Consider the following 18073-nt stretch of genomic DNA (forward strand, 5'->3'; position numbering starts at 1 on the left):
AATGCCGACCAACTTTTACTGTTTTGACACAGTTTTTCAGAGCAAAATAAAGCAGGGAATCCTTATAAAACAAGGATTCCCTGCTTGGGTATTGTAGCACTGCGAGATGAAAGAGGAAGCTACAACTTCCATCAACATCGATCCGTTGGAAATCATATTGTAGCACTGCGAGATGAAAGAGGAAGCTACAACGTATCAACAAAGCGGGCGAGTCGAAGTAATATTGTAGCACTGCGAGATGAAAGAGGAAGCTACAACACGAAACCTTAACGCTTGATTGGAAAGAAAATTGTAGCACTGCGAGATGAAAGAGGAAGCTACAACAAAAAGGCTGCCGTTACGGCAACCTACTGCATTGTAGCACTGCGAGATGAAAGAGGAAGCTACAACTCATTTCGCGATGGTTGGTTTGCTGGTTTTATTGTAGCACTGCGAGATGAAAGAGGAAGCTACAACTCAACGGCCGCTTTTATCGACACCCTGACCATTGTAGCACTGCGAGATGAAAGAGGAAGCTACAACGATTACGCCTTTAATCAGCTTTTCGATTCCATTGTAGCACTGCGAGATGAAAGAGGAAGCTACAACTGAGCCTACTCTTAATGGGATGTGCAGTAGATTGTAGCACTGCGAGATGAAAGAGGAAGCTACAACGAAATTCCAAAACATGAAGGTATCGGCAAGATTGTAGCACTGCGAGATGAAAGAGGAAGCTACAACAGCAGCAGCAGAACCCAGCCCCGAAGAAGAATTGTAGCACTGCGAGATGAAAGAGGAAGCTACAACTGCGGGGCGACGGAGGCTACAAGCCCGACAATTGTAGCACTGCGAGATGAAAGAGGAAGCTACAACCATGAAACGGACTTTGCCTATGTGATGGTCATTGTAGCACTGCGAGATGAAAGAGGAAGCTATAACGGAGATACGGCACGTGCCATGTGCATAATATTGCAGCACTAAGAGAGATGTAGTGAATGAATTTTAATTTGCTATTTCATAAACTTATGATATTAATATATTTGTATAGGGGACTTAGGAAGCAAAATCACCCAATATAGTGATAAGCTTCTGAAATGAAATTAAAAAACAAGTATCAAAAGTGCAGTAAAATTACCGAGCCCAATGCCGTCAGGTCCTGTGGCTTTCCGCCTTCTATTTGAACGCTTCCGATACCGCTAACTAACCGGAATCAGTGTCGGAAGCATTAACAGCCCGTACCTGAAGTTACACCGGTGCCTAGCTGGCGAATGCGGGCAGTACATCTCTTTCTAAGACACCGTAGAATCAGACCAATCCTATTCCAAGGCAAAGCGCATCTGAGGTAAACTCGGGCTGGGAGAGGGAGGCAAAACCATTGTTTTCGGCATCTTAAAACGGGACGACAAAGTCTATACCGAAATCGTGCCGGATACTTCGAAAGCTACACTGCAACAGGTTATTCGAGGGCGGGTTGCTGTTGAAATTGTCATCAATACCGACGGCTGGCGCGGCTATCACGGCTTGGTCGATATGGGCTGTGAAAAGCACTTCAGGGTACATCATGGTGTAGACGAGTTCGCCCGGGGTGCGCAACACATTAACGGCATCGAATTGTTTTGGGGTTATGCCAAAAACCGCTTGGTTAAATTTAACGGTGTACCGAAACAGACTTTTTATTTACACTTAAAGGAAACCTAATTTCGCTTCAATCACAGGCATGATGATCTGTATTAGTCTTGCTTAAAATACTGAGAAATCGACCCTTGGGCTAATTTTGCTTCCTAAGCCCCCTTTATTTAATCAATACTTCAATATTTTTATCTGAATTTCCATCTCGTGAATAAAAAGACCTAAGCATTTCATACCGCTTGAAAGTGGTTTTACAAAGACTCAAACCGTCTGAAAACCGCCTGCAACGCAGACGCGGGTATTATACGGCTTGCAGAAACTCGGTCCGCACGCGCGACAAGTCTTCTGCGGTGTCCACCCCTGCGGCAGGCGCGGTTTCGGTGATTTCCACTGCAATCGGATAGCCGTGCCACAACACGCGCAATTGCTCCAGCGATTCATCGGTTTCGTGCGGAGATACAGCCAAGCCGGCGTATTGCTGTAAAAAGCCGGCGCGGTAGGCATAAATGCCGATATGGCGCAAAGATGCAAACTCTTCAGGCAGGACTTGGGGGAAGGACCCCATCGCATCGCGCGGATAGGGAATCGGTGCACGGCTGAAATATAAGGCGTTGCCCGCCGCGTTCAACACTACTTTCACGCAGTTGGGGTTGAGAAATTCGGCCAAATCGCGAATGGGATGTGCGGCGGTGGCCATCGGCACTTGGTTTTCTAGCAACAGTGCAGCGGTGCGGTCGATTAATCTCGGGTTAATCAACGGCTCATCGCCCTGCACGTTTACCACTAGGCTATCCGACGGCAGGCCGAGCTTGGCGGCGGCTTCGGCCAGACGGGTGGTACCGCTTTGGTGGGCGGCGGCGGTCATTACGCAGGCAATGCCGTGCGCACAGCAGGCGGCTTCGATGTCGGTATGGTCGGTAGCTACAATCACGCGTTCTGCCGCGCTTTTGGCGGCCTGTTCTGCCACACGCACCACCATCGGTTTGCCGTGAATATCGGCCAATGCTTTTCTAGGCAGGCGCGATGAGGACAGCCTGGCGGGAATCAACACGGTAAATGCGCTCATGCGTGCAGCTCTTCTTCGGTCAGCTTACGGGCTTCGTTTTCGAGCATAAAGGGAATGCCGTCTTTAATCGGATAGGCAAGTTTGCTGCGGCGGCACCATAATTCCTGCCGGTCTTGTTTGTATTCCAAGCTGCCTTTGCATACGGGGCATACGAGAATATCTAGAAATTTCTTTTCCATATCGGGGTTGGCTTTGCTGTTAGTTGCAGATGTTTTTGCCGCAGACGGCCTGATTGATTTCGCGCTGCATTTTCCCGCCGTTTTTTTGCTGGAACGCCTGTATCTTCGACTGCATCACACTTATCATCGGGCTCATCGTGGCTTCCATATATTGCGGCATTTTGGCCATAATCGAGCGGCCTGTAGGGGAGCCGTAAAACGCAATCATCGCATCCACTTCTTCCTGTGTGTAAACTTTCTGCACGCCCTCCACGGCCACGCGGCGGATTTCGGCACGGGTGCTTGGGTCGTTTACTTCGCGCATATAGTCGCCCATATAGCGGTTGATAATGTTTTGCACTTTTTGGCGTTTGCCGGCAGGCACGCCGGGCATAGACTGCTGTGCCGATACTGCTGTTGCGACGGCCTTGGCGGCATCGCCCATCATTTTGTCGAAATTCTGCACCTCAAACAGTTTTTCCACCGAAGCCTTGCCGGCGGGCGCGGCTTGAGCCAAACTTGCAGCCGCGCACAATACTGCCGCACATATCCATCGGATTTTCATATTCATCATCCTTTTCCGGTTTAAATCTTCAGACGGCCTGCAACAAAAGCTGCCAAATCGGGATCGATTATCGCACAAACAGGCAGCACCCACACGTTTTGCCATCGGCCGTCTGAAAGTTTGACCGCATCTTTTTCGGTAATCAGCACCACATCGGCCTGCGGCAGATCGGCGGCAGACAAAACAGCGTGGTCGGGCAGTGCGCGCGTTTCGGCCAATGCGATGCCCAAGCCGCGCAAAGTATTAAAAAAGCGCTCGGGCTTGGCAATTCCTGCCACCGCCGCCACGCGCAGGTATTTCAGACGGCTTGTGTCCAGATATTCGCCCTGGCAGTTTAGGCGGTGGATTCTGCCCGTCTGCAAACGGCTGTGAAAGATGTTTTCATGCAGGTGTGCCGCATTTTCCGCACCGGTGCTGCCGCCCAACACCACCGCATCTGCCGTTTTCAGACGGCTCAAAGGTTCGCGCAGGCCGCCGTTGGGCAATAAATCCAAATTATTCCTGCCTGCATCGGCAGCGGGAAAAACCACAATTTCCAAATCGCGCTGCAAGGCATAATGTTGCAGGCCGTCATCGGCGATAATCAGTTTGATATCGGGGTGTGCCGCCAGCAGCGCCCTGCCCGCTTCGGCGCGGCGGCTGCCTACTGCAACGGGCACATCGGTTTGGCGGTGGAGCAGCAAAGGTTCATCGCCCGCTTCTGCTGCCGTGCTGTCGGGCTGCAACACATAAATGCCGCTGCCCGCCCGCCCGTAGCCCCGGCTGACAATGCCCGCCTTGATACCACGCGCCTGCAAACCTTTTACCAACGCCGACACCACCGGCGTTTTACCCGCTCCGCCGGCATGGATATTGCCCACCACCACCACCGGCACGGGCAGTTTTTCGCTTTTCAGACGGCCTGCCCGATAGAGATCTCTGCGTATGGCCGAGGCCGTCTGAAACAGGCGTGACAAAGGCCGCAGCAACACGCTCAAAACCGGATTGGGCTGTTGCCAGTGTTGTTCGATGATTTGGTGCAGTTTGCGCATTCAGACGGCCTTGTCGGGTAATTATTGCCGGATATTTATGAATAAATGGTTTTTTCCAGTATCGCCGATGGTTAATTTTTCTGTGCCGCAATGCCTGAACCAGCGTTTCAATTTGCTGCTCTTGCAGTTTTAACACGGGCTTAAAAAATTAGCCAACCCCTTTAAGTGATTAAGTTGGAAATAAAACGCGCTGGCGGATTATTTCACGGCTTTTTCAATCAACTTGCGGTATGCCTCATCGGATAAATGTTCTTTCCAATTGACGTTTTTACCGTTTTTAGTACCGGTTATGGCAATGTGTTTGCCGTGTTGGTGAAAGCCCGCGCCGTGCCGGTGTAAATCGTGCCGCCGGTAACAATCAGGTTTTGCCCTGCGGGGTGGTTGTGCCACGCAGTGCGCGCGCTTTTTTCAAAGCGCACCAATGCCGCGCCGGTGATGTATTCGTTACCGTCAAACAATAAACGCGGTGTTACTTTGCCGCGGAAAAATTCGGGGTTGGCGGGGTAAAGGGTTTGATCGGCTTGTTTGTGGATGGTTTGTTTGCTCACGGCATCCTCCTTATCGGCAGCATAAATGTTGGATAGTGCGACAACACTGCTTAACAGTATAAATAATGTTCTCTCCATCAAAATTCCTTTGGGGTTTGAAACTTTGTGTGTTGAAACACAATCTTTTCCTTATCATTTGCCGGCGGGTTTGTTTCTGGCACATTTGGCCAAAAACTGATCGGCCGTCTGTATGATTTCCCCGTTTTCCAGATTATTGGCAATAATGGGTTATTCGGACTTTCCAACCGATATGGCAAACGGTGCATATTCGATTTTACCGCCCGTCTGCTTCACTATCTGCTTTTTCTGCAAATAAACAATCAAGGTGTCGATGTCGTTATCTGCCCAATCATAGTAACAGCCTGCGGCTTTTGTTCTGATCACATTTCTCAGGGCGTTGCGGTTTTTGCTTTAGACGCTTTAACCTGTCGGGTTAACATTTCCAATAATGCCTTATTTTTGACAAAATGATAGCTTAACAGGCCGTTGTTTTCAGGTTTAATGAATCCTTCTGCCTCTAATTTAGCCACAATCTGCTCCGCTATTTTATGCTTTTCTGCCCAATCCGAACTTTTGAGCTTTTCACATAAAATAAATTTATGGATTGCCGAAATCAGATTATCCCGACTGCGGGGACGAAAAATCTCTGTTTTTATCAATGCCTGCGCAACTTTCTTTTGGCACGCACCGACAAACCGAATGTCTTGATGCAGCAGGGTTTCCACCTCAACGGCAGAGCTGGCTGCCGCATTATTTGGTGAAGAAGGCGGGAAGAGCAATATTTCTTCCGGTTTGGCCGCTTCTGCCAAACTGCCCAGTCTCACAAACCCCGACAGAAATTTCCGGCTCTTAAATGCTCGACCAACACATCAAACCCACCGTCCCGCAATAAAATACCTATCAGAGCATCTTTGTCTTGCCCGGTGATTTTGCCCAAATAATAAGCAAGATAAAGGTCTAAGGCGTTTTTACCCGTTTTCGCCACCCGTATGAAGTGAACGTTTTTACCGAAACAGCACAAGACTTCGCACAACTCCAGCGGCAGGCTTTTTGTTGCAGTTTACCCAAAAACTGCTAGATACGGCTGTGTTCACCGCCTAAAGCAGCCACGAGCCGGCTCGGGTTGAACGATTTCAAAATCAATAAATTATGCTTCATGTTTACCCCTTGGAAAATGAAATCAGGGAATCAAGGCCGTCTGAACATTATTTTTCACAACAATATTTTATTTTCAACTGTTTGCAGATAACTTGCTTTGCCGCCGTTTGTCCATGTGTTTTCAGACAGCCAGCCTCAAAACATTTGGCGACTGCCGGCAATTGCTAGAACCCGCACAGCCGGAGCAGTTTTCGGTATATTTAGCCTCCCCTCCGCCCGAAGCGGAAATACCGCTCAGTCGATGCCCATTCTTAACAGCCGATCAGCACCGGTAAGCAAGGTATCAGCACTCATGCGCCGCTCAAGAATACAGATTGGCCTGTGTGGTATTGTTATCATTGTTTACCGCCAACAGTTATCGGTCTGCCGCAAAAAAATGCAATATCTGCGGCTTGTAATATCCAGCAGTTTCGCCTATTTCGGCTACCGTAACCGCACCCTGCGGTCAAAGCGGACAGTTATAGCCATGCTGTGTATTCACTATATCTGAAACTGCGGTTGCCGATAACCGCGCACTGCCCCCGTTATAGCCATGCCGTGTATATTCACTATATCTGAAACTGCATACCCAAGCCAGCACCGGCAGGTATCTGCCATTTCGACATTTTGAAACAGACACACAACCACCAATATACCTGCCAGCCCCCCCGAGCCTGCAAAACAACGGTGGCGTATCCTCAAACCATGATGTGCTACCAAACCGGCCAAATGTCCACCCGGTAATTTTTAATTTCACCCCTATACGGCAGCACATTTGACCGTATTTCGATATTATACCCGGTTGCATTTCTACCAATACAAAGCAGCTTACTGCCTTGTGCCTAAAAACTTTAAGGCCGCCTGAAAAATCTTTCAGACGGCCTTAAATATGCGTTTACTTACCGTGTTTGGGTAAAATAAACCGCACTCTCAAACCATTGGGGCGCATGTTTTCCGCCATGATCTTGCCGCTGTGCTGGTGGACGATATGTTGGGCAATCGCCAGCCCCAAACCAGTTCCCGGTTTATGTGCGCTGCTGTCGGCACGGTAAAATGCGGTGAAAATGTGCGGCAGTTGCGCTTCATCTACACCCGGGCCGTTGTCAGTGATGTCGATTAGCCAGTTTTTGGCATCTTGGGACAAAAATACCTTAATTGTGCTGCCTTCGGGGCTATAGGCCATGGCGTTGCGGATGGTGTTGTCAAATGCGCGGTAGAGAAAACCTTCGTTGGCATACAGTTGTGCGTTTCCCGGCACTTTTCCAACTTCGAGCACCACGTTTTGGCTGTTTTGTTCTGCCACGGCCTGGCTGTCTTCCACCAGTTGCGTGAAAAACGGCACCAGTGCCAGATTGTCTTTTTCTAAAACCATATTCGATGTTTCTAGGCGCGAAAGCGTCAACAGTTCGCCCACCATGGTGTCCATACGGGCCAGCTCGCTCTCCAGACGCTTGAGATACTGCTCCTGTTTTTGCGGCTGCGACTGAATCAGGCCGACAATTGCCTGCATACGGGCTAACGGCGAACGCATTTCATGGGAAACGTGGTGGAGAAGATGCCGCTCTTTGGCTACTAATTTTTGCAGTTTTACCGCCATTTTGTCGAACTGCTCGGCAAGCTGGGAAAACTCATCGCTACGGTCGTCCATCTGCTGGGAAACACGCGTTTCCAAATCACCCGCTGCCAAGCGGCTCATACCCGAGCTCAATACGCGGACGGGCTTGATAATGCCGTTGGTTAAAATGTAAGCCAGCAGCAGCCCCACCAAAATAATGAATAAAAGAATAATAAATTCGTGCCAGATCGGTTTCAGATGCAGCCCGGGGATAAACAGCGGGCTGGGCAGATGTTTGATTTGCCGGTTATCCCAGTTACCGATAAAAAACAGATATTCTTCACCCCAGCGGTCAAATTCGATGCGCACCAAATCCGAATCGGGGTTGTCGATGGCGAATTGGCGCGCATCTTTAATCATTTTTTCCCCTACTTTGCGGCTCAGGATATCTTTTTCTTCATCACCGGTAACCACAAACACTTTATGTGCCATAGGGTTTTCTTCCCACTCCCCCAAAATGTCGAGCACGCCCTGCTCTCCACGCATTTTGAATGCAGAAACGATGCTCCTCATCATGCTGGTTTCGATGATACTTTGTTTTTGGAGTTGGTTTTCGGCTATGGTATTCTGAATCAGCCAGTATGAAAAACTCGCCACGAATATGGCACAGATAATCACTGCGCAAAACGTGGCGAATATACGTTGAAACAGTTTCATTGAGCTGTTTATCTTTTCATCAGTTTTTTACAAACAGATAACCCAAGCCGCGAACGGTTTGAATCAGTGAGGCATCGCCCAATTTATGGCGGATGCTGGAAATATGCACATCAATACTCCGGTCGAATTTGGCCAGCTTGCGGTCGAGCGCTTCAACCGACAGGGTTTCTTTGCTCACTACTTGGCCTGCATGGCGCATCAATACTTCAAGCAGGTTGAATTCAGTGCTGGTCAGCTCCAACGGAGTGTCTTTAATGGCAGCCTGCCGCTTGGCCGGATACAGCACGACTTCGCTCACCGAAATGCTGTTAGGGCTGCTGGTTTGCTCGACCGATTGTTTCGAGCGGCGCAAAACCGCGTTAATACGTGCCAGCAGTTCGCGTGGGGTGCAAGGCTTGGGCACATAATCATCGGCGCCCATTTCCAAGCCGATGATGCGGTCGATATCATCGCCTTTGGCGGTCAGCATAATCACGGGAACGGTGCTTTGATTGCGCACGTTTTTCAATACGTCCAAACCGTTCATTTTCGGCATCATCGAATCCAACACGACAACATCGTATTGGCCGGATAAAATTTCTTTCACGCCGACTTCGCCATCGGGTACACTGTGTACACTCAAACCTTCGGCCGTTAGGTATTCGGTTAACAGCTCGGTTAACGAAACATCATCATCTACCAATAATACGCGACTCATGGCTTGTCCTTCCTATGGTTACTGTGACAGCCGCCTGCTTGGACGACCGTTGGATATGCGGCGAATCTTAACATGCAAATCGTCTTTGTTGATAGCGTATGCTTCTATGCTTTTGCGCTTTTTTGCAATGCCGCCAACGGCCTTTACATTTCAGACGGCCTGTTTACGGAGCAATCAATTTTCAAATATCACATTGTTTTTCTTTGGGATATTTCTTATTAAACTCTTCACATGCCGCTTTTATCTGCGCCTCCAACGGCATCAGCAGGCCGTTGCTGCGTATTTTTTGAGCATAGTGCGGCATCATAAACGGGTAGTAAAGATAAACCTTGCGCAACCATTCGCGCGCTTTTTTCTCTTTGCCCAAACGGTAGTTATATAATCCTGCTTGGTAGGCGTTGGAATACGGGCGGAACAACAACGCTTCAGATGCAGCCTGCTCTGCCCACGGCTGCAACACTCGGTCGGCCGGATTCGCGCGGCGGGTCAGCGACAGCTGGGCATAATAACGCAACATGGGTTCGGTTGCGGCAATCCAGTTCAGGCCGCTGATTTTCTCTTTCTCCTGCTCCACAGTTTCATCTTTAGGGTGGTGGTCGAAAGCCGTCAGATCGGCATAAACAAAGCCCAAGCGGATAATGCCGGCCAATAAAAACACCGCCAGCAATGCTCCGCCGATATGGTGTATCCCAACTGACTTCAAGCCGTCTGAAACAATGCTTTCGCGCGCGGGCGACAAACTCATCATCAACGCAAACGGCGTGAGAAAATAAAGATACCAAAGCGGGTATTCCAGCATACTGTGGCACAGCGACACGGTCATCATCGCCAACAGCAGCAGCGAGGCGGCATCGGCAGGCCGTCTGAACATACGCCACACAACCGCAACAAACCCCAACACTACGGCCAGCGTTCCAGCCAGCCCCATTTCAGCCAGCAGCTGAAAAAACAGATTGTGTGAGTGGGTAAACAACACATTCAAATGGTTAGGCGTGAACTGCCCGGTTTCGGCCTGAACCAAAAAGCCCTGCAATGCATAACTGCCCCAACCGTGCCCCCACAGAGGTGCCGACCAAAATACTTTCCAAGCCTTACCCCATTCCACCTCGCGGGCTGACCCGCCGAAGCTGCTGCCCTCAATGCGCTCCAGCGCCGTATCGTATTGCACGCCCGAAAACAAATCCAACAACGGGCTGACAGCAAATTGCACCGCCACCGTCATCACCAGCGTAAACAGCATCACCAGCACCATACGGTTGGCCCCACGCCCCGCCCATACCCGCCAAAACGGCAGCAGCAGCCCGACACCGATAATATAGGTGAAGATGGTACGCGAATTCACCAAACCCAAAGCAGACGCCAGCACCAACACTGCCGACAAACCCAGCCAGCCGGGCATACGCCGCTGCGCCCATAAATACGATGCAGCCAACGCCCCCCACATCAGATAGTGCCCCAAATGGTTGCGCTGCCCGAGCTGGCCGCTGATTTCGCGCACACCCCGGTAGGCTACGATACCGTGAAACATATCCGCCGCAGCCCAGCCGGTAAACTGCAGCACCACCACAGCAGCCTGCACCAGCGCACCGCCGAGCAGCGCCCATGCCAACACCGACACTACCCTGTCCTGACCGAAACCGACCACCCAGCCCCTGCACGCCCAGGCCGCCAGTGCCAACACCACAAATGATGCCGTTACCATGTCGTTCATGCCCGGATAAAGTAAATTCATCGCCCGCGCCTGCACCCACCAAAACGCCGCCAACACCAGAAAATACACACCTGCCGCCGGTATGCCCACATTCAAACGGCCAAACAACGCCGTCAGCAGCAGCAACACTGCCGAACCGGCCAGCGAGCCGGCTTCAAGATAAAAACCCGGCAGCGGCCCCACGCGGTAAAGCGACAAAAACGGCACCGCACAAATCCAGACAAAACAAAACCACAACGGCCACAAACGCATACTCCACACCGAATCGCGGCCGTCTGAAAACAAATTTTTCCTAAACATTCCCAACCGCCTTACGCCGTTGTTTTACATAAGCCAAACAGGCGGCGAAAAACGCTGCCGAACACAACAGAGCCGCCGCCGAACAGGCACGGCTGACCGCCGAAGCATCAAACAGGCGCACCACCGCTTCGGCGAAATACGGTAAAACCAGCAGGCTGCTGTATTGGAAAGTATAAACCCTGCCCTTGAGAATTCCGGTCAGCGGTAAACACAAAGGCAGTGCCTTCAGCGCCAGCCACGAACCGCCCGGGCGCAGCGGCACCAGCCACAACTCCCAGGCAAGACTGATAAAAATCAACGCAGCTAGGCTGGAAACAGCCAGCTTATACAGGCGGCCATTGCCGGCAGCAGATTGTTGTACATCCATTACCTTCATTTTCCACATCATTGGACATTCAACATCATTCAGTGTTTCAATCAAGCCGTCTGAAAATCCAAACTTGTTGATTTTCAGACGGCTTAAAATTTAAGAAAATCCAACCCCAACGTTGTTTACACAGATTGAGAAAACAAGCTTTCAAAACCTCAAAAAAAAACGTATCGCCATTCAAACCATCATGCGGCTTCTTCGTGTTATCAAAACCCACAAATAGATACCACTCCTTGCCAGCTCTGCTAATTCTTGAAATAAAATGTGCCATACCGCATTTTCATTAGAATAATGATAACACGTTCTGTCTCAGCATCAGTTTGCGGATTGGTATTGTTTTACACGCAGACTCCCCACAATCTGCATATCGTTATCGGAATAGGTACATCCAATGGTACGCGGGCAACAATCTATAGCATCACTCAAAAGAAACTTGGTCACACCTGCTGCTCGAAAAAGTCATTAATGGCAACTGGCAATCCTTCAGATCTGCAGCTTTTGGGATTTTGCAACAGGAGCAGGCTCTTGACATCAAAATACACCATTTTTCCAGAACGGGCTTTGTTGCAGTGCGTTGCTTTACTTGTTTTTTTAGTTTCTCCGATAATCTTTTCTATTTCAGCCAGCCCCGTTTTATACCGTATTTTCCCTGTTTGAAACGGCTGTCGGTGCTTTTTAGTCGATGCTTTTTATCAGTATGAACAGTTGTAACCTACGACCTTTAGGATGTGGAGAAATCCAACGTTGTGTAATTTTTGTTACGACATTGCTGAGCCTTAGCTCAAAGATAATAATTTTATAAACTACTGGAGCAACAATAGAACCAGTTCAGTATTTATCTGTACTATCTGCTGTTTGCTACCGTGTAGCAAAAATAAAGCGAGATTATCTATAATCAATTTACAAAAATAAATATAAGACAACATGCTCAAAGGTACACTTGCACGGCAAAGTGGGGTCAGCATTGTAATAATTTTGGCACAACCAGCTAGATATGATACGGGCGGGACAGTTCGTGTACGGCATCCACCAGTATCTTGGCGTGTTCGGGGTTTGCATGCTGGTTGATGCCGTGGCCGAGGTTGAATACATGACCGCTGCCGCGGCCGTAGGCGGCCAGAATGCGTGCAACTTCGGTGCGTATGCTTTCCGGCGTGCCAAAGAGGGCTAAGGGATCGAAGTTGCCTTGCAGGGCAACTTGGCCACCCACGCGCCTACGTGCTTCGCCGATGTTGCACGTCCAGTCCAAACCCAGCGCATCGGCTCCGACAGCGGCCATTTTTTCCAGCCACAGGCCGCCGCCTTTGGTGAATATAATCAGCGGCACGCGGCGACCTTCGTTTTCGCGTTTGATGCCGTCTGAAATCTGTTTCATATAGCGCAGGCTGAACTGCTCGAAAGCGGCATCGCTCAATATGCCGCCCCATGTATCGAAAATCTGTACGGCTTGTGCGCCGGCATCGATTTGGGCGTTGAGATAGGCGGTAACGGCCTGTGCGTTGGTGTCGAGAATTTTGTGCAGCAGCCCGGGGCGCGAGTACATCATGGTTTTGATGGTGCGGAATTCTTTGCTGCTGCCGCCCTCCACCATATAGCAGGCCAGCGTGAACGGGCTGCCGGAAAAGCCGATTAGGGGCACGCGGCCATTTAAGGCGCGGCGGATGGAAGAAACGGCATCAAACACATATTGCAGCCTGCCTATATCGGGCACGGCGAGTTTGGCAATGTCGGCTTCGTGTTGCAGCGGCCGCTCGAATTTGGGGCCCTCACCTTCGGCGAAATACAGCCCCAAACCCATTGCATCGGGTATGGTGAGAATGTCGGAAAACAAAATAGCTGCGTCCAAGTCGAAACGATCCAGCGGCTGAATGGTTACTTCGGTGGCCAAATCGGTGTTTTTGCACAAATCCAAAAAGCTGCCTGCACGCGTGCGGGTGGCTTTGTATTCGGGCAGGTAGCGGCCGGCTTGGCGCATCATCCACACGGGGGTGTATTCAACGGGTTGTTTGAGCAGGGCGCGCAGGAAGGTGTCGTTTTTCAAGTGGGTCATATCGGGCTTTCGGTTTGTGGTATCAGGCCGTCTGAAAAGGTTTCAGACGGCCTGCAATTTTCATTTTCGCTGCGGCTGCTTCGGCTTCAAGAGAATGATTCCGTGAAGCTGCAGCGGCATTGGTCTATTTTATACACTGTTTGAGGCTTGCCGGCCGGCATCGGAAAGTGGTTTTTTCTTCCGGCAGGTTACAGGTAAGGGGTTGTGCCGTCGGGCGGTTTATTTGTGTTTGGGAAGGGAAACGTTTTCGCCCTCTCCGCCCATCACGCTTTCCAAGGCGAGTTTGCGTTGGGATTCGGCTTTTTCGGGCTCTCCCACGGCATCAAACACCTTGGCCAAGGCCAAACGTGCGGGCAGTTCGGGCTTGAGGGCAATGGCGGCTTCGAGATAGCCCTGTGCTTTGCCCCACAGTTGTTTGTCGTAGGCAAGCAGGCCGAGATACATCAGCAGACGGGCGTTATCGGGGTTGGCCTGCAACCAGCCGTCTGCGGTATCGATGGCGCGGCGCTGTTCTTTGTCGCCCAAAAAACGCACGCTTTCAACCAACGGCTCCAGCAGCTCGGTTTGCTGCGTTTTCGGATAATACTCGTTCACCCATTTCACGGCTTGGGCATACATGCCCAAACGCTGGTATTTTTCGGCAACTGCAACACACAAATCGCCCGCTTTGAGATTTTCGGGAATGCGCTTTAAGCAGGCTTTCAGGCCGCCGGCATCGGAAACAAGCGCCAGCAGGCGGCGGTAGGCCCAGTTTTGGTATTGTTCAGCTTCGTAATCACTGATGGCACCGGCTTTCGCCAGTTTTTCTGCTTTATCCAACACATCAAGCGCGTTGCCTTTGTCGAAAGCATAGCGCAATTGCAGGCGCACCAGGCGGGTGAGGCTGGGGTTGATTTGCGCGGCGGCAGCAAGGTGGTTTTCGGCAGCGGCATAATCGCGGCGGCCGAGCGCAGACTCAGCCAGCAGCAAATGGCGCGAGAGCTGTTGCTTGGCGGGCAGCGGTTCGATATCTTTCAGATAACGGTCGCGCAGGGCTTTGTCGTCCATCTGGTCGGCAGCGTGCGCCCCCAGCATCAATGCCAGCGTGCGGTTGCTGCCCGCCTCTTTGTTGGCCAGCACTTTGGCGGCTTCCTGCTCGGCTTTTTGAAATTTGCCTTCAAAATAAGCCAAACCGGCATTGTTGAGCGCATGGGCGGCCTGACGGCCTTTACGCGCAGCACCGAAACGCTGTATACGGCCCGGCATATTGAGAATCGCCGCAATCAGGCACAGCAGAAGATACAGTATCACCACCAGCGCAACCAGGCCGAGAATGAAAGCATGAAGGTTGATGCGCAGCAGGGTTTGCTCCACCACGATGTATACATTACCGTTATAAGAGCCGGAAGCAATCGCCAAACCCACTGCCACGGCAAACAATACGATAATCCAAATCAGCCCTCTCATGCGCGCTCCCCTTTCAATTGAGTCTGACCGGCGGCAGGGTTACCCCCCTCAGGCACGGTAGCGGGTTTTACGGGTTTTGCCGCTTCTTCGGGTTTAGGAGAAAGGCTTGACGGAGAGGCAGGGGCAACGGGCGCGTGCTCGGATGCTTGTGCCGGCACGGCAGGCGATGAGGCCGGTGCGGCAGTAGGTGCGGATACGGCTTCAGACAACTCTGCGGGGCGGCTGGGGCGCACGGTTTCCTGATAATTGCGCACGGCATTCAAGCTGGTTTTCAGCGCGTCATCAGCCACGGCGCGCAAGTCCAGTGCCGTCAAGTCGGCCAACTCGCGCAGCCACGACTGAGTGGCGGGCGAAGAGATGTCGAAATACTGTTTCACCGAAGCCTCGGCGCTGTTTAAATCGTTGAGATACACTTCGCCGTTATGTTGCAGCAGGGCTGTGCGTGCATCAAGCAGGCGCAGGCGCAGATTTTCGCGCACAAAATAAGCTTGGTCGGGTGCCATCAGCATGGCATCGTTATTGTTTAAACGGCGTACTTCTACCATATCTTTCAGGGCTGAAAGCGATTTTTGCCAAGCGTTTTCCCACCACGAAAGGTTGGCTGCAGACACTGCGGCGGCCTGCGGCGCAGCCTGGCCGGGTTTCAGTGTACCATCGATAATGAGCGGCAGGCCGGCAATGGCGGCCTCCAAGCGGTTAAGGCGCAGAGAAGCGGCAGAAACATCAAGATAGGGGCGGTTTTTCAACGCAGTCAAATCACCGGCAACCGCTTGTTTGACAGGCAACAGTTCGGGATGGTCGAAACGGCTCAGGCGGCTTTCGATATTTTCGAGTACAGCAACTGCAGCCGGCACATTACCGGTGAGCAGCAGCTGCTGGGAAGCCAGACTGAGCATGGTTTCGGTTTCATCAACCAGCCAGTCGGCACGGCCTTTGAGCAGTTCGCGGTAAGCGCGCTCAGCAGCGGCGATTTTATCGGCGTTGTGTTTTTGATTGCCGATAATCTGCTCCAACACAGCCTGGCTTTCATTCTGTTTGCGCAAAGCATCTTGCAGCATTGAGGCATTGTGGGACTCTCCCAATGCGGCCTTATCTATTTTTTGATTAAAATCAATTTCTTGAGTTTTCAGGATATTCTGACCCTGCACAAACAGAAAGCCCCCCGCGCCCAACGCCAACACCGACAAAGCCAATGCCACAACGGCCACGGCCCTGCCCGAAGATTGTTTGATTACCACAGGGGTAACAAGAGGCTGGGGGTTTTTCGATTCAGACATAAGAAGGTTTCCTGCGGGTTCGGGGTTATTGGGTGCGGCGGCGCCAAAGCCTTTAGTATTATCAGAATGCTGCGGTACTTTGTTCTTTTTATCAAGGCCGCTGTTTTCGCCGGGCTCTCCGTTGGCAGTGTTTTCAAACGGCCTGACAATGCCGTTTGAAGAAACCACCAGCAGTTGTTTCGACTGCTCCGGTTTGTTTTCGGGCGGGTGGTTTTCGATAGCGTTTCCGTTGTGTCCGTTCATTCATTGCTCCGTGAGACGCATGGTTTCAAGCCTGCCGGCGGTTAGAGGGCAACGGCCCCGAGTGAGTGCGGGTTTAACCGTTCGACCAACTCAATGCGGTGCGCCCCGGCATTGCGCAGCGCATCGGCGATGCGCGGATGATGGGTGAAGTATAACAAGGTTCTTAAAACTTGGGTGATTCTATCCGGCGCCTGGGCAAACAGCCCGCGCACCATTTCAGCAGAAGTGATATAGGCGGCCTGTGGTTTTTCAGCTTCGAAAACCGTCCAATCCAGCAGCTTGGGCCGTCTGAAATATACTTCTGCCACACTCACAGCAAAGCCGCGCCGGCGAAGCCCGTCTGCCAAGAAGCCGCGTCCGCCGTGCCCTCGGATAATCAGCACTCCGGCTCCGGAAGGCAAGCTGTTCCACTCTGGCAGTGCCAGCACGGCTTCGCTGTCATTGCCGCTTTCGGGGCTGATAACAGAATGGGAACAGAATTTCTCCAAAGCATTACGGCTGGCCTGCCCGACAGTAATCTGTGTGATGCCGCCGTCTGAAAAGTCGATATACGGAGCGGCAGTTCCGATGGCGCCGGGGCTGACCCAAAACACGGCTTGCGCAGCTTGGAATTGTTTGTTGAGACCAAGCAGGGCAGACATGTCCGGCTCGAGACTTATCGGGCTGAAAGGCAGTGCCCGCCAGCCTGCCGCTTCGCAAACGGCAATATCTGCAGCAGCTTGCACCTCAGGACGCACAATCAAAATAGTCGGCATGGTTATTCAAACGGCCTTTTTTCGGTTGGAGAGTGATTGAATGTGTAGCAATGAACGCAGGCTTTGCCAGTGTATCTTGATATATTTATTAAAGAAAGGGGCTGAAGTAGATTAGCCCTAAATACCACACCAATCCCGCAAGATTTTCAACTGCTCACTTGGTGTGCCAAAGTTAAAACGAAACCCGCATTCTTTCAAGAATAGGGGAAAAGACTTTCAGTCGATTCCGTTGTATTTGCGTAGCACACGCTTGGCTTGATTCCAAAAATTCCCAATGCCGTTGATGTGGTTTTGCCGTTCTGCAAACCGTATACTGTGGTTGATGCGAAAGCAGCTGAATCTGCCCGCATCAAGTACATCATTTTGCAGTAATCGGTATAGACAATGCTGTCCGGCTTTATTTGTCCGCGGATGACCGGCAGTAAAGCAGCGGCGGTTTGTGTATTGGGCACGGTAACCGTATAAACTTTGCCGTTGTGCTTCAAAAAACCGAATACGGCGGCTTTGCCAGCCGCACCGCGTCTGCCTTTGCGTTGTCCGCCAAAATAACTTTCATCAATTTCTACTCCGCCCTCAAACATTTCTAAAGGGGCTGTACTAGATAACTAGGGAAATTTAACTTCAGGTTAGAATAATCCCTATGAGAAAAAGTCGTTTAAGTCAGTACAAGCAAAACAAACTGATTGAACTATTTGTTGCAGGTGTTACCGCCCGCACAGCGGCGCAATTAGTTAGCGTCAATAAAAATACCGCTGCCTATTACTTCCACCGTTTGCGCTTACTTATCTATCACAACAGCCCGCATCTGGAAATGCTTGATGGTGAAGTAGAAGTTGATG

17 protein-coding genes, 3 pseudogenes and 1 CRISPR repeat array are annotated in these 18073 nt (G+C 51.1%); of the genes and pseudogenes, 2 read left to right on the forward strand and 18 right to left on the reverse strand.

Annotated features, from left to right (window positions below; genetic code table 11):
* Positions 1–90: 90 nt before the first annotated feature.
* A CRISPR array of direct repeats spans positions 91–918; the repeat unit is 36 nt; unit sequence ATTGTAGCACTGCGAGATGAAAGAGGAAGCTACAAC.
* Between the two features lie 155 nt (positions 919–1073).
* Positions 1074–1751: pseudogene (locus IR141_RS09890) on the forward strand (IS1595 family transposase).
* Between the two features lie 158 nt (positions 1752–1909).
* Here IR141_RS09890 and kdsB read toward each other — a convergent pair.
* The 18 genes and pseudogenes from kdsB to IR141_RS09980 all read right to left on the reverse strand — a co-directional run.
* Positions 1910–2674, reverse strand: a complete 765-nt coding sequence (gene kdsB / locus IR141_RS09895) for a 3-deoxy-manno-octulosonate cytidylyltransferase (protein WP_135036673.1) — start codon at positions 2672–2674, stop codon at positions 1910–1912.
* Positions 2671–2853 (reverse strand): Trm112 family protein, encoded by a 183-nt coding sequence (locus tag IR141_RS09900; RefSeq protein ID WP_135036676.1) that lies wholly within the window; start codon positions 2851–2853, stop codon positions 2671–2673. Before IR141_RS09900 ends, kdsB begins: the two co-directional genes overlap by 4 nt.
* A gap of 19 nt (positions 2854–2872) precedes the next feature.
* Positions 2873–3397: a DUF2059 domain-containing protein gene (locus IR141_RS09905; RefSeq protein WP_167743156.1), complete on the reverse strand. Its 525-nt coding sequence runs from the start codon at positions 3395–3397 to the stop codon at positions 2873–2875.
* A gap of 20 nt (positions 3398–3417) precedes the next feature.
* Complete coding sequence (gene lpxK, locus IR141_RS09910; protein WP_135036682.1) at positions 3418–4428, reverse strand: tetraacyldisaccharide 4'-kinase; 1011 nt, start codon at positions 4426–4428, stop codon at positions 3418–3420.
* Between the two features lie 287 nt (positions 4429–4715).
* Entirely contained in the window at positions 4716–5054 is a 339-nt protein-coding gene (locus IR141_RS13495) for a hypothetical protein (RefSeq protein ID WP_209304421.1), read from the reverse strand.
* Between the two features lie 150 nt (positions 5055–5204).
* Complete coding sequence (locus IR141_RS09920; RefSeq protein WP_167743158.1) at positions 5205–5360, reverse strand: hypothetical protein; 156 nt, start codon at positions 5358–5360, stop codon at positions 5205–5207.
* A 5-nt stretch (positions 5361–5365) separates the two neighbouring features.
* Positions 5366–5785, reverse strand: coding sequence for a hypothetical protein (locus IR141_RS09925; RefSeq protein WP_135036685.1), 420 nt, complete (start codon positions 5783–5785; stop codon positions 5366–5368).
* An 11-nt stretch (positions 5786–5796) separates the two neighbouring features.
* On the reverse strand, positions 5797–6021 hold the full coding sequence (locus tag IR141_RS09930) for a PIN domain-containing protein (protein WP_167743160.1): 225 nt from the start codon (positions 6019–6021) through the stop codon (positions 5797–5799).
* 987 nt (positions 6022–7008) lie between these two features.
* Positions 7009–8385 carry an ATP-binding protein gene (locus tag IR141_RS09935; RefSeq protein ID WP_135036688.1) on the reverse strand — a complete coding sequence of 459 codons (1377 nt, stop codon included), beginning with the start codon at positions 8383–8385 and terminating at the stop codon, positions 7009–7011.
* A gap of 19 nt (positions 8386–8404) precedes the next feature.
* Positions 8405–9082 (reverse strand): response regulator transcription factor, encoded by a 678-nt coding sequence (locus IR141_RS09940; RefSeq protein ID WP_135036691.1) that lies wholly within the window; start codon positions 9080–9082, stop codon positions 8405–8407.
* Positions 9083–9263: 181 nt separating this feature from the next.
* The gene (locus tag IR141_RS09945) at positions 9264–11093 is read right to left on the reverse strand and encodes a PglL family O-oligosaccharyltransferase (protein WP_135036694.1); all 1830 of its coding nucleotides are present in this window, start codon (positions 11091–11093) and stop codon (positions 9264–9266) included.
* Complete coding sequence (locus IR141_RS09950) at positions 11086–11460, reverse strand: DUF2069 domain-containing protein (protein WP_135036697.1); 375 nt, start codon at positions 11458–11460, stop codon at positions 11086–11088. Before IR141_RS09950 ends, IR141_RS09945 begins: the two co-directional genes overlap by 8 nt.
* 46 nt (positions 11461–11506) lie before the next feature.
* Entirely contained in the window at positions 11507–11734 is a 228-nt protein-coding gene (locus IR141_RS09955; RefSeq protein ID WP_135036700.1) for a hypothetical protein, read from the reverse strand.
* Between the two features lie 717 nt (positions 11735–12451).
* Positions 12452–13513: a uroporphyrinogen decarboxylase gene (gene hemE, locus IR141_RS09960; protein ID WP_135036702.1), complete on the reverse strand. Its 1062-nt coding sequence runs from the start codon at positions 13511–13513 to the stop codon at positions 12452–12454.
* 219 nt (positions 13514–13732) lie between these two features.
* On the reverse strand, positions 13733–14959 hold the full coding sequence (locus IR141_RS09965; protein ID WP_135036704.1) for a heme biosynthesis HemY N-terminal domain-containing protein: 1227 nt from the start codon (positions 14957–14959) through the stop codon (positions 13733–13735).
* On the reverse strand, positions 14956–16236 hold the full coding sequence (locus IR141_RS09970) for a uroporphyrinogen-III C-methyltransferase (RefSeq protein ID WP_135036710.1): 1281 nt from the start codon (positions 16234–16236) through the stop codon (positions 14956–14958). Before IR141_RS09970 ends, IR141_RS09965 begins: the two co-directional genes overlap by 4 nt.
* Before the next feature lie 284 nt (positions 16237–16520).
* Positions 16521–17234: a uroporphyrinogen-III synthase gene (locus IR141_RS09975; protein WP_135036707.1), complete on the reverse strand. Its 714-nt coding sequence runs from the start codon at positions 17232–17234 to the stop codon at positions 16521–16523.
* Positions 17235–17351: 117 nt separating this feature from the next.
* A pseudogene (locus tag IR141_RS09980) lies at positions 17352–17821 on the reverse strand (IS1595 family transposase); the annotation flags it as partial.
* A gap of 53 nt (positions 17822–17874) precedes the next feature.
* Here IR141_RS09980 and IR141_RS09985 point away from each other — a divergent pair.
* Positions 17875–18073: pseudogene (locus IR141_RS09985) on the forward strand (IS1595 family transposase); the annotation flags it as partial.

This window comes from Neisseria sp. 19428wB4_WF04 (genome assembly GCF_015235335.1).
In the GTDB taxonomy this organism is placed as follows: Bacteria; Pseudomonadota; Gammaproteobacteria; order Burkholderiales; family Neisseriaceae; genus Neisseria; species Neisseria musculi.